This window comes from Streptomyces sp. GL_141, assembly GCF_057834385.1.
Genome location: NZ_CM174402.1, coordinates 3,644,128 through 3,657,056, shown reverse-complemented (window position 1 = coordinate 3,657,056; position 12,929 = coordinate 3,644,128). Strand labels below are relative to the sequence as shown.

Genomic DNA, 12,929 nt, shown 5'->3' with positions numbered 1-12,929 from the left:
CCGATGCTCCTCACCATCGACGTGGGCAACTCCCATACGGTCCTTGGCCTGTTCGACGGTGACGAGATCGTCGAGCACTGGCGCGTCTCGACCGACCCGCGCCGCACGGCCGACGAGATGGCCGTGCTGATGCAGGGCCTGATGGGCATGCACCCGATGCTCGGCAACGAACTGGGCGACGGCATCCACGGCATCGCGATCTGCTCGACGGTGCCGGCGGTGCTGCACGAGCTCCGCGAGGTGACCCGCCGCTACTACGGGGACGTTCCGGCGGTGATCGTGGAGCCCGGCACCAAGACGGGCGTACCGATCCTGATGGACAACCCGAAGGAGGTCGGCGCGGACCGCATCGTCAACGCGGTCGCCGCCGCCGAGCTCTACGGCGGCCCCGCGATCGTCGTCGACTTCGGCACGGCCACCACCTTCGACGCGGTCTCCGCCAAGGGCGAGTACGTCGGCGGCGTCATCTCCCCGGGCATCGAGATCTCCATGGAGGCCCTCGGCGTACGCGGCGCCCAGCTCCGCAAGATCGAGCTGGCCCGCCCGCGCAACGTCATCGGCAAGTCCACGGTCGAGGCGATGCAGTCGGGCGTGGTTTACGGGTTCGCCGGCCAGGTCGACGGGATCGTGGGCCGCATGGCCAAGGAGCTGGCCGGCCCGAACGGCGTCCCCGACGACGTCCGCGTCATCGCCACCGGCGGCCTGGCCCCGATCGTCCTCGGCGAGGCCGAGGCCATCGACGACCACGAGCCCTGGCTCACCCTGATCGGCCTGCGCCTGGTCTACGAACGCAACGCCCCCACCTTCGGCTGACCACCCCGGTCCCGCCGCCGGAGCACCCCGACGGCCCCCGCCCTCCTTCAGGAGGCCGGGGGCCGTTTCCGTGCCTTTCCGCTCTTCCCGGCTCTTCTCCCCGCTCTTCCCCGCTCTTCCGGCGTCCTTACCGCGTCCTGACGCCCGCCATGACAATTTCCCGGGAAATGGCCGGAGCACGGCCAGCGCGGGGATAACGTGCCCCACGAGATGTTCCGGGAGCCCGTCCCCGGCGCCACAGCGCCTGTGACCGGAGGAGACGTCATGACCGCTCGGCCCGCCTGGCAGAAGTCCTCGTTCTGCGGCGAGGGGGACAACTGCGTGTACGTCAGTGCCGCCCCCGGCACACTGGTCCGCGTGGCGGACCGCGCCGACCCGGCCCATCTGGTCCTCGCCACCACCCAGGCCGCCTGGTCCGATTTCCTGCGCGTGGTCAAGCAGTCGGACTAGACGCCTTTCCGACACGCGACCTGTACGTGTCCACTCAAGGGATTTTGTCCGATTAGCGCGTATCTTCGGCCCATGCCCACGCCCTACGGATCCCGCGGCGGCATGGCGTTCGGTGCCGATGAGCTTCACGTGCTCAGGCGCTCGCTCGCTCACGCCCTTCAGTCCTCGACGGCCCCTCTGACGGCCGTCGAGGTCCAGGACTGCCTGCGCCTCGCGGCGTCGGTGGACGACGCGGTCCAGGAGGCGGGGAGGCTCAGAGCGTTCCTGCTCGCCGACCTGGCGCGGTACAGAGCCGCGCTGCCCGGCAGCCTCTCCGGCTACCTGGAGCTGCTGCAGGACGCCCTGGCCGCCGGCTACGAACCGGTGCCGGACGACCTCGCGGCCCTACGGGCGCTGCGCGCCAACCCGGTCGCCGGCGCGCTGCTGGAGCGGGCCCAGACCATCGCGGAGCGCTCCGTGCGCCGCAGGCTGTCCACGGCGCCCGCGCCGCGCACCCGGCTGCTGACCCTCGCGGGCGGCACGGACGCGCGCGGCGCGGACAAGGGCGCCGGCAAGGGCACCGACAAGGAGGGCGACCCCGCTCGCCCGAAGCCCGAACCGCGCCCCGACGACCGCCCGGGCCGCCCCATCCCGACCCCGGGCGAGGTCTTCCCGCCCCGCCGCAAGCCCACCGCGCCCCCGGAGGCCGGGCGCGCGGTGGGGTAGCTAGGCTGGGGGGCATGGACTACGTTTCCGCGCTCGTGCCCCCCTTCGTGATGGCCGTGTTCTTCATCGCGCTCGTCGTGACGATCGTGAAGAGCCAGGGCGGTGCCAACAAGGCCAAGGAGGACGCGGCCGTCGACGCCGTGCTCGCCCGCGCCGAGGCCGCTCAGCAGTCCCAGCCCCAGAAGTAGGCCCCCCTCCACGGGGACGGGCGTACGGCTTCCAGCCGTGCGCCCGATTTTGTTGCGCCTTGCCGCCCGGATAGCCGCGCAATTCACCACAACCCGCACTATCGTGCTGCTGTGCCTCGCCCCTTGGGAGAACTCGAAGACGCAGTCATGACGCGGGTGTGGCAGTGGAACCGCCCGGTCACCGTTCGCGAGGTCCTGGAAGACCTGCAGCAGGAACGGTCCATCGCGTACACCACGGTCATGACCGTTATGGACAATCTTCATCAGAAGGGCTGGGTCCGCCGCGAGGCGGAAGGCCGCGCCTATCGATATACGGCGGTCTCCACCCGGGCCGCTTACTCGGCCGCACTGATGAACGAAGCCTGGTCGACGAGCGACAACCCCGCAGCCGCCCTCGTGGCCTTCTTCGGCATGATGTCGGCGGAACAGCGCGAGGCACTCAGGGACGCCGTGCGCATCGTGCAGCCGGCTGAACCGGAAGGCTCCCCGGAGTCCGCCGACTCCCCGCCGCCGCCGCCCGATGCCGAAGGCGACTCCGCGGCACCGGGCACCGAGCCGGGGCGATAACGTCCGGGCATGGGTGAGTTTTCCGCTGCACATGCAAAAACAGTGACGATCCGCCGAGCGCGCACCGGTGATGTTCCCGCGCTGCGCCGCCTGCTCGACCAGTACGTACAGCAGCGGATCCTGCTGGACAAAGCGCCGGTCGTCCTTTATGAGGACATCCAGGAGTTCTGGGTCGCGGAACGCGACTCCGATGGCCAGGTGGTCGGCTGCGGTGCGCTCCACGTGATGTGGGAAGACCTGGCCGAAGTCCGCACTCTTGCCGTCGACCGCGACTTGAAGGGCGTGGGAGTCGGACATCTGGTGCTCGCCAAGTTGCTGGAGACCGCCCGGAGGGTAGGTGTCAGCCGGGTTTTCTGCCTGACCTTCGAAGTGGACTTCTTCGCGAAGCACGGCTTCGTCGAGATCGGCGAGACCCCGGTCGAGACCGATGTGTACATGGAGCTGCTGCGTTCCTATGACGAGGGTGTCGCCGAGTTCCTCGGTCTCGAACGAGTGAAGCCGAACACCTTGGGCAACAGCCGGATGCTTCTGCACCTCTGACCGATCACGACGGGGATTTCACGGGAGCCCACGGGTCCGTGGCCTATGTCCGAATCGCGCATGTTTCCCGACCCGTTGCGGACCCGAACCCGTGACGGGGGGTTTGTGTTTTCCAGGCAAAAGCGGTTTCCTTTCCGCGTACTGCTTTTCGATGAAAGGAAATCCCGGTGGCACAGAAGGTTCAGGTCCTTCTTGTCGACGACCTCGACGGCGGCGAGGCGGACGAGACGGTGACGTTCGCTCTGGATGGCAAGACCTACGAGATCGACCTCACCACCGCCAACGCTGAAAAGCTCCGCGGCCTCCTCGACCCGTTCACCAAGGGCGGTCGCCGCACCGGTGGCCGTGCCGCGGCGGGTCGTACCAAGGGCGGCCGCGCCGCCGCGACGTCCGGCAACCCGGACACGGCCGAGATCCGCGCCTGGGCCAAGGCCCAGGGCATGAGCGTCAACGATCGCGGACGCGTTCCGCAGGAGATCCGCGAGGCTTACGAGAACCGCGGCTGACCTCCGGTCGGATCCACGGTGCCGATGCGATGCGCAGCGGCCGTACGCCGTCGCAGCCGCGCCCGGTGGCATTCCGTCGCCGCCGCCGCGACCAGGCGTACGAGACCGGGCCCGGCGGTGTCCGCACCACGACCGGGCCCGGAGCCCTGCCCCACGACGGGCAGGGCGGGCAGCAGTGCCTCACACCCCTGCTCGGGGGGCCGCAGCCACACGGCGGCCCCCTGAGGGCTTTCCCCGGGCCCCACCAGGTGTCCCGGCGGCACCGGAGCGGTGATCCGGCCACCCGTACCCAGGGCGGCGAGATCCAGGGCCACCCCGCCCCACTCCAGCCAGTCGAGCAGCCCTTCCAGCTCGTCGGCGCTCCCCGGGGCCACCAGGAATCGCATCCTGCGCCCCATCAGGGCCACGGGACCGGTGACCACGGGCCTCCGCAGCACGGCGGCGCCGGCATCGGCCGGCAGCTCCAGTACGTCGAACCGCACCCCGGTCACCAGCTGCGCGGGCGGACCGCCGGCCACGGGCCAGCCGAGCAGGTGTTCGTACCAGGACGCCAGCGCGGCGGCTTCGGCGGCTTCTGCGGCGGGCGGCGCGGTGAGGGCCATGTCCGGAGCAACTGCGGAAACGCTTCGGAGTTACGCGGGAGGGGACGCCCGATGTGACGCAGGGCACTCGCATCAATGCGGAACGTAAACGTCCGGGGAGCCGGAGTCTCACATTCGGGACGGATGCGTGTTCGCCCGTAGCGGAGGGAACAGTCGTCCACCAGCGTGAACTGTCCGCTCTTACGGGTAAGACATTCCTAGTGGATCGGGGCGACACGCTGTTTTGCAGGGTTCGAGACCGGCTTCCGTTCGCCATCGGCGTACACGTGTGACGGGTATCTGCCTGGCCTGCGGGAACATCGTCTCGCACCATCGGGTTGGAGCAGTTGTCGGCACTTACAGCCGGGTTTTCCCACGGACGTGAGGGTGAGCCGCGGACGGATGTCGGCAGTTGGAATGAGCTGTCCCGCCCCGCGGGACTAGCATGCGGAAGGACAGGGCGGGGACCGACCCCGAACTGCCCGACCGCTCTGAGGAGCGATAAACGATGTTCGAGAGGTTCACCGACCGCGCGCGGCGGGTTGTCGTCCTGGCTCAGGAAGAAGCCCGGATGCTCAACCACAACTACATCGGCACCGAGCACATCCTCCTGGGCTTGATCCACGAGGGTGAGGGTGTCGCCGCTAAGGCCTTGGAGAGCCTCGGGATTTCGCTCGAGGCTGTTCGCCAGCAGGTTGAGGAGATCATCGGACAGGGGCAGCAGGCCCCTTCCGGCCACATCCCCTTCACCCCGCGGGCGAAGAAGGTCCTGGAGCTTTCGCTCCGAGAGGCCCTCCAGCTCGGCCACAACTACATCGGCACCGAGCACATCCTGCTCGGCCTCATTCGCGAGGGCGAGGGCGTCGCCGCCCAGGTCCTGGTGAAGCTGGGCGCCGATCTCAACCGAGTCCGGCAGCAGGTCATCCAGCTGCTCTCCGGCTACTCCGGCGGAGGCAAGGAGTCGGCCACGGCCGGCGGCCCGGCCGAGGGCACGCCCTCGACCTCGCTCGTCCTGGACCAGTTCGGCCGCAACCTCACGCAGGCCGCTCGCGAATCCAAGCTCGACCCGGTCATCGGGCGCGAGAAGGAGATCGAGCGGGTCATGCAGGTGCTGTCCCGCCGGACCAAGAACAACCCGGTCCTCATCGGCGAGCCCGGCGTCGGCAAGACCGCCGTCGTCGAGGGCCTGGCCCAGGCGATCGTCAAGGGCGAGGTCCCCGAGACCCTCAAGGACAAGCACCTCTACACGCTTGACCTGGGTGCCCTGGTCGCCGGTTCCCGCTACCGCGGTGACTTCGAAGAGCGCCTCAAGAAGGTGCTCAAGGAGATCCGCACCCGCGGCGACATCATCCTGTTCATCGACGAGCTCCACACCCTCGTGGGTGCGGGCGCCGCCGAGGGCGCGATCGACGCCGCCAGCATCCTGAAGCCCATGCTGGCCCGTGGTGAGCTCCAGACCATCGGTGCCACGACGCTGGACGAGTACCGCAAGCACCTTGAGAAGGACGCCGCTCTCGAGCGACGCTTCCAGCCGATCCAGGTGGCGGAGCCTTCCCTCCAGCACACCATCGAGATCCTCAAGGGCCTGCGCGACCGCTACGAGGCCCACCACCGCGTCTCCATCACGGACGAGGCCCTCGTGCAGGCGGCCACCCTGGCCGACCGGTACATCTCGGACCGCTTCCTCCCGGACAAGGCGATCGACCTGATCGACGAGGCCGGCTCCCGGATGCGCATCCGCCGGATGACCGCGCCGCCGGACCTCCGCGAGTTCGACGAGAAGATCGCGAACGTGCGTCGCGACAAGGAGTCGGCCATCGACTCCCAGGACTTCGAGAAGGCGGCTTCCCTCCGTGATTCGGAGAAGCAGCTGCTGGCGGCGAAGGCCAAGCGCGAGAAGGAATGGAAGGCCGGCGACATGGACGTCGTCGCCGAGGTCGACGGCGAGCTCATCGCCGAAGTCCTGGCGACCGCGACCGGCATTCCGGTGTTCAAGCTGACCGAGGAGGAGTCCTCGCGACTCCTGCGCATGGAGGACGAGCTCCACCGTCGCGTCATCGGCCAGAAGGACGCCATCAAGGCGCTCTCCCAGGCGATCCGCCGTACCCGTGCGGGTCTGAAGGACCCGAAGCGTCCCGGTGGCTCGTTCATCTTCGCCGGCCCGTCCGGTGTCGGTAAGACGGAGCTCTCCAAGACGCTCGCCGAATTCCTCTTCGGTGACGAGGACGCGCTGATCTCCCTCGACATGTCGGAGTTCAGCGAGAAGCACACGGTTTCCCGTCTCTTCGGTTCGCCCCCCGGCTACGTGGGCTACGAAGAGGGCGGCCAGCTGACCGAGAAGGTCCGCCGGAAGCCGTTCTCCGTCGTCCTCTTCGACGAGGTCGAGAAGGCGCACCCGGATATCTTCAATTCCCTTCTCCAGATCCTGGAAGACGGTCGCCTGACCGACTCCCAGGGCCGGGTCGTGGACTTCAAGAACACGGTCATCATCATGACGACCAACCTGGGTACGCGGGACATCTCGAAGGGCTTCAACCTCGGCTTCGCGGCCCAGGGAGACACCAAGACCGGATACGACCGGATGAAGGCGAAGGTCAACGAAGAGCTCAAGCAGCACTTCCGGCCCGAGTTCCTCAACCGTGTCGACGACACGGTCGTCTTCCACCAGCTCACCGAGGAAGACATCGTCCAGATCGTCGACCTGATGATCGCCAAGGTCGATGACCGCCTGAAGGACCGTGACATGGGCATCGAGCTCAGCACGGAAGCGAAGGCACTGCTGGCCAAGCGCGGCTACGACCCGATCATGGGTGCCCGCCCGCTGCGCCGCACGATCCAGCGCGAGATCGAGGACATCCTGTCGGAGAAGATCCTCTTCGGCGAGCTGCGCCCCGGTCACATCGTGGTCGTCGGCAAGGAGGGTGAGGGCGACGAAGCCAAGTTCACCTTCCGCGGTGAGGAGAAGACTCCGATCTCGGACCTTCCCCCCATCGAGGCGTCGGGCTCCGGCCCGGACCTCACCAAGGGTGCGTAAGCGCTAGCCGCTCACAGCGGTACGAAGGGGCGGCCCCGGGACCGAAAGGTTCCGGGGCCGCCCCTTTGCCGTGGGCGGCCGGGGTCACTGCGTCACTGCTCGTACACCTGCGGCACCATCTCCAGCCGCGCGTGCGGGAAGCGGCGCAGCAGCCGCTCCTCGATCCCCTGCTCCCACGGCTCGTCGTCGTCGTAGAACAGCACGGTCCGCAGCGAGGGCAGCTCCGCGTGCTCGGCGAGGCCGGCCAGTACGGCGCAGGACACGGCGATCTCCCGCAGGTTCTTCAGGCCCGAGAGCTCCGCCCACGCCGCCGTCCCGCCGGGGCGCCAGGTGCGGCCGAGCTCCAGCCGCCGCAGGCCCGTGAGCCGGCCCAGGCCGGCCAGGTCCGGGTCCACCCCGTCCAGCTCGATCGCTTCCAGCGGGGCTTCGGGGGAGACGTCGGTGAAGGACCACGCATCGGGCCCGGCGTGCAGGGTGAGCGTGCGCAGCCGGGGCCAGGACGCGATGGCCCGGCGGAGGGGGAGGTCGGTGCCGATGTAGAGGGACACGTCCTCCAGGGGCAGTCCGTGCAGCGGACCCAGGTCCCGCAGCTCGGACCAGCCGTTGACGACGAGGCGCCGCAGTGAGGTGTGGCCGCGCAGGAACTCCAGGTCCGTCCCGCCCCCGAAGTACCAGAAGGTCAGCCCGGACACCGGCTGGCGGGCCAGGAAGGCGGTCAGGGCCTTCCGGCTGACCCCGCTGTCGATGTACAGGTCGGGCGGGCCGGTGAAGGAGGTCAGCGCCGCCAGCTTGTCGTCCGAGTCGACGACGACGGTGGTGGGCGGCGGTTCCATGTGCGCGAGCACCTGGGCGGCGTACCGGCGGGTGTCGAAGGCGTTCCATGCCCGGACGAGCAGCTCCCGGACTTTTTCGTCGGGGTGCCGGCAGTATCCGGCCAGGTAGCCGATGGCGTCCTCGGATCCCGCCGCCATGGCCGCCCGCACCGAAAGGTGGGCGTCCTCGCCCCGGGCGTCCCCGCCGCGGGGCAGCAGGTCCAGGATGAGCGGCCCGACCCGGCCGAGCGCTTCGGCGGCGTTCTTGTCCGCGGGCGGAACGAGACGGCGGGCGGCCGTCCGGACGTCCTCGCGGAGCTCCGGTTCCAGCTCGGCCGCGTACTCCAGCGAGGCGAGGGCCAGCAGGACCGCCCGGTCGGTGTTCCGGACCAGCAGGTCTCCGATGATCGCCGCGCGTTCCAGGGGGCGGCCCTGGGCGACGGCCATGCGGATGACGTCCTCCCACTGGTCGTCCTCGGCGTGCCGGGTCAGTTCGCCGAGGCTGCCCTCGTCCAGGGCCGCCCGGGCCCCGAGGAAGTCCTGGAAGGTGCGGTGGGCGAACTCCAGGGTGTCCTCCGTGGGGGCCCGCAGGAGGCCGGTCCGGTCCAGGAGGTGCCGTAGGACGGCCCGGGCGTCGCCCAGTGCCTGCGCGGCCGGTACGGCGGGCAGCGCGGCGGCGATCAGGGCCGTGGCCCGGTCCCGGCCGATCTCGGTGCGGCCGTTGCGGATGAGCCAGTACGCGAGCCGCTGGAGGAGCTGGAGCTGTGGCTCCTCGGCGAGTTCCGGCAGGCGCAGGTCCCGCTCGCGGTCGCGGCGGTGCAGCAGCATCGCCAGGGCGGCCGCGTAGAGCTCCTTGCGGCCCGAGGGCAGGAAGCCCCGGCGCTCGCGGTGCAGGGCGCAGATCAGTCCGCACAGCAGCGGGTTGGTGGCGAGCCGGGCCAGCTCCGGCTTGGTGGCCAGGGACTCCAGCAGCTGGTCGCGGAGGTGCTCGCCCGCCTCGGCCGCCGCGTGCCAGCGGGTGACGAAGGCCGATACCGCGGTCCGGTTCATGGGGACGAGGACCAGCTCGGTGAACTCCTCGCCGGCGAGCCAGTCCTGCCGGATCGCCGAGGGCCGGGAGGTGACCAGCCATCGGTTGTCGGGGTAGGCGGCGAAGAGATCGACGAGCCAGTCGCGGGCGCGCGGCCGCTCGGCCTCCGGGATCTCGTCGATGCCGTCGATCAGGACCAGCCCGCGCCCCGCGCGCAGGACCCGGTCCTCCCAGCCCTCCGGGGACTGTCCCTTGAGCGCGGTGGCGGCCAGGAAGTCCTTGGCGGCGGGCAGCGGCTTCCCGTTCCGGGTCAGGGTCCGCAGGGGCAGGACGTACGGGACGAGGCCGGCCGCGGCTTCGTTCCGGCCGGCGGAGACGGCGAGCTGCTGGATCAGGGTGGTCTTGCCGGACCCGGCCTCGCCGCGCAGGAGGACGCGGTAGCCGTCGGGCTGCCTCGGGTCCGAGAAGCGGGAGCGGGCGTACAACCACTGCGGGGTCGCGGGCAGGCGGAGGGCCATGGCGCCCGGGGCCGGGGAGACCATCTCCAGGCGTACGTACGCGGAGTCCAGCGGCCAGCGCGCCGAGCCGGGCGGCAGGTCGATCCCGAAGATCGTCAGCGTGCCGTGCCGTTGGGCGAGGTACTCCAGGTACCTGGCCTCGAACTCCGTGTCCCGGCCGTCCTGGCGGGGGATCCGGGCCAGCAGGGCGTCGATCTTGGCGATCGTCTCGGCCTGGCGGCGGGCCTGCTCGACCAAGGCCGCCGGGATGTAGGTGGAGCGGGTCGTGAAGAAGTGCAGGATGTGCAGGCAGGTGGTGTCCAGCAGCCGGTCGTGGAACAGCTCGGCGTCCCGGCCCAGGCCCGTGGCCGGGGCCGCCCTGCGCAGTTCGGCGGCGAAGGCGCGCGCGCCCATCTCGACCGCCTGGGCGTCCACCAGGGCCAGGTCCCCGAGGGAGTGCAGGGTGGCGGCCAGCGCGGCCGCGACGCCCGCCTCTTCGCCGGGCGGCAGGGGCCGCTCACCGGGGGCGCGTAAGGCCTCCGCGACGAGCTTGTCGGCCAGCCGGCGCAGGTCGTCCCGGGAGAGCACGCGCTGCTCGCGCACGGAGACGTACGAGGAGATCCGCACGGGCCGGTCCACGAGGCCGGCGCCCGCGCCCTCTCCGCGGAAGAGCTTCTTCACGAGGGGGGTCACGACCCCCGAGGCCAGCCGGATCCCCACCACGGATGCGTCCACGAGCCGGAGCGTAGCTCCGGCGTGACGTGGGTCGCAGGGCTTTGGTCCCGGCGGGGATCGGCAGAGGTCCCGAACCGGTGACAAGCCGCACAGGGCAAATCGGACCTACTAGGAGCATTCGTAGAGATCCACGTCCGATTTGCCCCACCGTTGCCCCAGTGGTGGGGCGGTCAACAGGGCTGACAGCCCCCTCCGCATCTACGAGGCCGGGTAGTAACGCGGAGGTTTGGGGAAGCCGGGGTGCCCGGGTTACCAAGGATGAGCAAGCAAGCCCGGCACCTGCTCAGCGTGCCGGGTCCTTTCTTGCCCGCAGCACTCCGCAGCACTCCGCAGGGGCCCGCAGCCCCGCAGAGCCGCAGCACTCTCCCCGTCCCCGGCCCCGGAGGTTTCCTTCATGTCCGCGAAGCGCGTCAGCACCCGTCGTACCCGTATCGCCGTCGGCGCCACCGCCCTGGGCGCGGCCCTGGCACTCGGGGCCGGGACGACCGCCGCCTTCGCCGACGAGGTGCCCCAGGCCGAGCTGACCGGCACGGTCCAGCTGATCACCGAGCAGGCCGCCGCCCAGGCCGCGGCCGTCGCCGCGAAGCCGGCCGCCGCCCCCCTGTGGGAGAAGCCGGTGTCGAAGTACACGCTCTCCGCGACCTTCGGCAAGGGCGGCACCATGTGGTCGCACAAGCACTCCGGCCAGGACTTCGCCGTCCCGGTCGGCACCCCGGTCGACGCCGTTTCCGCGGGCACCGTGGTCAAGGCCGGCCCCAACGGCGGCGGCGACGGCCCGGCCTACGGCAACGCCATCGTGATCAAGCACGCGAACAACACGTACTCCCAGTACGCGCACCTCTCGAAGATCCAGGTCAACGTCGGCGAGAAGGTCTCCAAGGGCGAGCAGATCGCCCTCTCCGGCAACACCGGCAACTCGAGCGGCCCGCACCTCCACTTCGAGATCCGGACCACCCCGAACTACGGCTCGGCCGTGAACCCGGTGGCCTTCCTGCGGACGGTCGGCGTCACCATCTGATCCGCCGCAGTCCGGTCTGCCGCCGTCCGCCAGGCCGCGGCCGCCGTCTGATCAGCCGCCGCCCGGTCGGGCGGCGGCTTTCGGTTGCGGTCCGGTCAGCCGGTCAGCCGGTCAGCCGGTCACCCAGGAATGGGTCCCGCTGCCGCGCGCGCCCGCGTCCAGTTCGCCCTTGCGGTAGGCCGCGGCCTGCTCGGGGGTGAAGGGCGTTCCGTAGAACCGGATGTAGTTCATGGAGCCCGTCCAGGCACCGGCCCACGTGTTCTGGTGGCGGGCCCGGCCCAGCTGCAAGGGGCCCGAACCCTGCCAGATCCCCGGGACCGCCGCTTCGCCGATCTTCTTGCCCTCCACGTAGAGGACGATCATCTTCTTCTCGGCGTCGTGGACGGCCGTCAGCACGGTCCAGGCCTTGACCGTCTTGTGCCCCTCGGCGGCCACGGTCACCATCGTGGCGGCGGCGCCCTGCTCGTTGGTCCGTACGCGGAACACCCAGGCCTGCTTGTTGTTCACCGTGTCGGAGCCCAGCTCGAACGAGAACGTCTCGCCCGAGCCCTGGCTCATGATGATGTGCGCACCCTTCGCCGCCGACGTGTTCCTGACGCGCGCCGAGAGGGAGAAGCTCTTGCTCGTGTCCACGGCCGCCTCGGTGGCCTGGGCGTAGGAGTTCGCGTTGCCCTTGAGGGTGAGCTCGTAGTGCGTGCCCACCTTGGGCACCGTGGCCTCGGGGCCCATGCGGAGGTTGATCTTGCCGACGCTGTCGCGCAACAGGGCGGGGTCGCTCGCCACGGTGGGGGAGTAGGACTTCGACGGGGACGCGCCGGGGTCGGGGGATCCGGAGGCGGAGGGCGACGCGGAGGGCGCGTTGTCGGCGACGTCCTTCTTGCCGCCCCCGCCCGGCTCGTTGGTCTTCAGCAGGACGAACGTTCCGCCGCCGGCGAGCAGCAGGAGCACGGTCACCGCTCCGCCCACCATCCACAGCCGCTTCTTGCGCCGCTCGCGCGCGGACCGGTCGGCCATCGCCTCCCAGTCGGGCTGCTCGCCGAAGGACGGGGCCGCCGGGCCCTGGCCGGGTCCGGGAGGGCCGGCCGGTCCGGTCGGGCCGGAGTCCTCGGGGAAGGGCATCGGGGGGCCGAAGGTGCCGGCCGCGGGCGGGCCCGGCGGGTAGCCGTAGCCACCGCCCTGCGGGTATCCGTAGCCGTGGCCCTCGCCCGGCGCGGTGTGGTCGGGCCGGCCCTGCGGGTATCCGTAGCCGCCTTCGGGCGCGTGCTGCGCGTGCTGCTCGTACTGCGCCTGCTGGTCGTACTGTTCGTACGGCTCGTGCTGTCCGGGCCGGCCGGGCGGGAACCCGTAACCGCCCGGCGCGGGTATGCCCGGCGGGAACCCGTAGCCGCCGCTCTCCGGGGCGGGCTCGGGCTGGGGGCTGTGCGGGCGATCCGTACCGTCAGTCATGGTTCGG

Annotated in this window: 12 protein-coding genes; 9 read left to right on the top strand and 3 right to left on the bottom strand. The window is 70.5% G+C overall.

Going from position 1 to position 12,929, the window contains the following annotated elements; translation table 11 throughout:
- The first annotated feature begins 3 nt into the window (after positions 1-3).
- The 7 genes from AC3IX6_RS15845 to AC3IX6_RS15815 all read left to right on the top strand — a co-directional run bounded on the left by AC3IX6_RS15845 (position 4) and on the right by AC3IX6_RS15815 (position 3,769).
- Complete coding sequence (locus tag AC3IX6_RS15845; RefSeq protein WP_489370718.1) at positions 4-813, top strand: type III pantothenate kinase; 810 nt, start codon at positions 4-6, stop codon at positions 811-813.
- A 264-nt stretch (positions 814-1,077) separates the two neighbouring features.
- On the top strand, positions 1,078-1,263 hold the full coding sequence (locus tag AC3IX6_RS15840; RefSeq protein WP_489370717.1) for a DUF397 domain-containing protein: 186 nt from the start codon (positions 1,078-1,080) through the stop codon (positions 1,261-1,263).
- Positions 1,264-1,335: 72 nt separating this feature from the next.
- Entirely contained in the window at positions 1,336-1,968 is a 633-nt protein-coding gene (locus AC3IX6_RS15835) for a hypothetical protein (protein WP_489370716.1), read from the top strand.
- Positions 1,969-1,982: 14 nt separating this feature from the next.
- On the top strand, positions 1,983-2,156 hold the full coding sequence (locus AC3IX6_RS15830) for a hypothetical protein (RefSeq protein WP_250752807.1): 174 nt from the start codon (positions 1,983-1,985) through the stop codon (positions 2,154-2,156).
- Between the two features lie 111 nt (positions 2,157-2,267).
- Positions 2,268-2,723 carry a BlaI/MecI/CopY family transcriptional regulator gene (locus tag AC3IX6_RS15825; RefSeq protein WP_489370715.1) on the top strand — a complete coding sequence of 152 codons (456 nt, stop codon included), beginning with the start codon at positions 2,268-2,270 and terminating at the stop codon, positions 2,721-2,723.
- Positions 2,724-2,732: 9 nt separating this feature from the next.
- Positions 2,733-3,263: an amino-acid N-acetyltransferase gene (locus tag AC3IX6_RS15820; RefSeq protein WP_489370713.1), complete on the top strand. Its 531-nt coding sequence runs from the start codon at positions 2,733-2,735 to the stop codon at positions 3,261-3,263.
- 167 nt (positions 3,264-3,430) lie between these two features.
- Positions 3,431-3,769, top strand: coding sequence for a histone-like nucleoid-structuring protein Lsr2 (locus AC3IX6_RS15815; protein ID WP_250752815.1), 339 nt, complete (start codon positions 3,431-3,433; stop codon positions 3,767-3,769).
- On the opposite strand, the gene AC3IX6_RS15810 is transcribed toward AC3IX6_RS15815, so the two are convergent.
- Positions 3,751-4,371, bottom strand: a complete 621-nt coding sequence (locus AC3IX6_RS15810) for an SCO3374 family protein (RefSeq protein ID WP_489370712.1) — start codon at positions 4,369-4,371, stop codon at positions 3,751-3,753. The genes AC3IX6_RS15815 and AC3IX6_RS15810 overlap by 19 nt on opposite strands.
- Before the next feature lie 487 nt (positions 4,372-4,858).
- On the opposite strand from AC3IX6_RS15810, the gene AC3IX6_RS15805 reads away from it, so the two are divergent.
- The gene (locus AC3IX6_RS15805; RefSeq protein ID WP_266905902.1) at positions 4,859-7,384 is read left to right on the top strand and encodes an ATP-dependent Clp protease ATP-binding subunit; all 2,526 of its coding nucleotides are present in this window, start codon (positions 4,859-4,861) and stop codon (positions 7,382-7,384) included.
- Positions 7,385-7,476: 92 nt separating this feature from the next.
- Here the strand turns inward: AC3IX6_RS15805 and AC3IX6_RS15800 are convergent, their stop codons facing one another.
- Positions 7,477-10,458: an NACHT domain-containing protein gene (locus AC3IX6_RS15800; protein ID WP_489370711.1), complete on the bottom strand. Its 2,982-nt coding sequence runs from the start codon at positions 10,456-10,458 to the stop codon at positions 7,477-7,479.
- Positions 10,459-10,852: 394 nt separating this feature from the next.
- On the opposite strand from AC3IX6_RS15800, the gene AC3IX6_RS15795 reads away from it, so the two are divergent.
- Complete coding sequence (locus tag AC3IX6_RS15795; protein ID WP_489370710.1) at positions 10,853-11,476, top strand: M23 family metallopeptidase; 624 nt, start codon at positions 10,853-10,855, stop codon at positions 11,474-11,476.
- A gap of 111 nt (positions 11,477-11,587) precedes the next feature.
- Here the strand turns inward: AC3IX6_RS15795 and AC3IX6_RS15790 are convergent, their stop codons facing one another.
- Positions 11,588-12,922: a LamG-like jellyroll fold domain-containing protein gene (locus tag AC3IX6_RS15790; RefSeq protein WP_489370709.1), complete on the bottom strand. Its 1,335-nt coding sequence runs from the start codon at positions 12,920-12,922 to the stop codon at positions 11,588-11,590.
- Positions 12,923-12,929 lie beyond the last annotated feature (7 nt).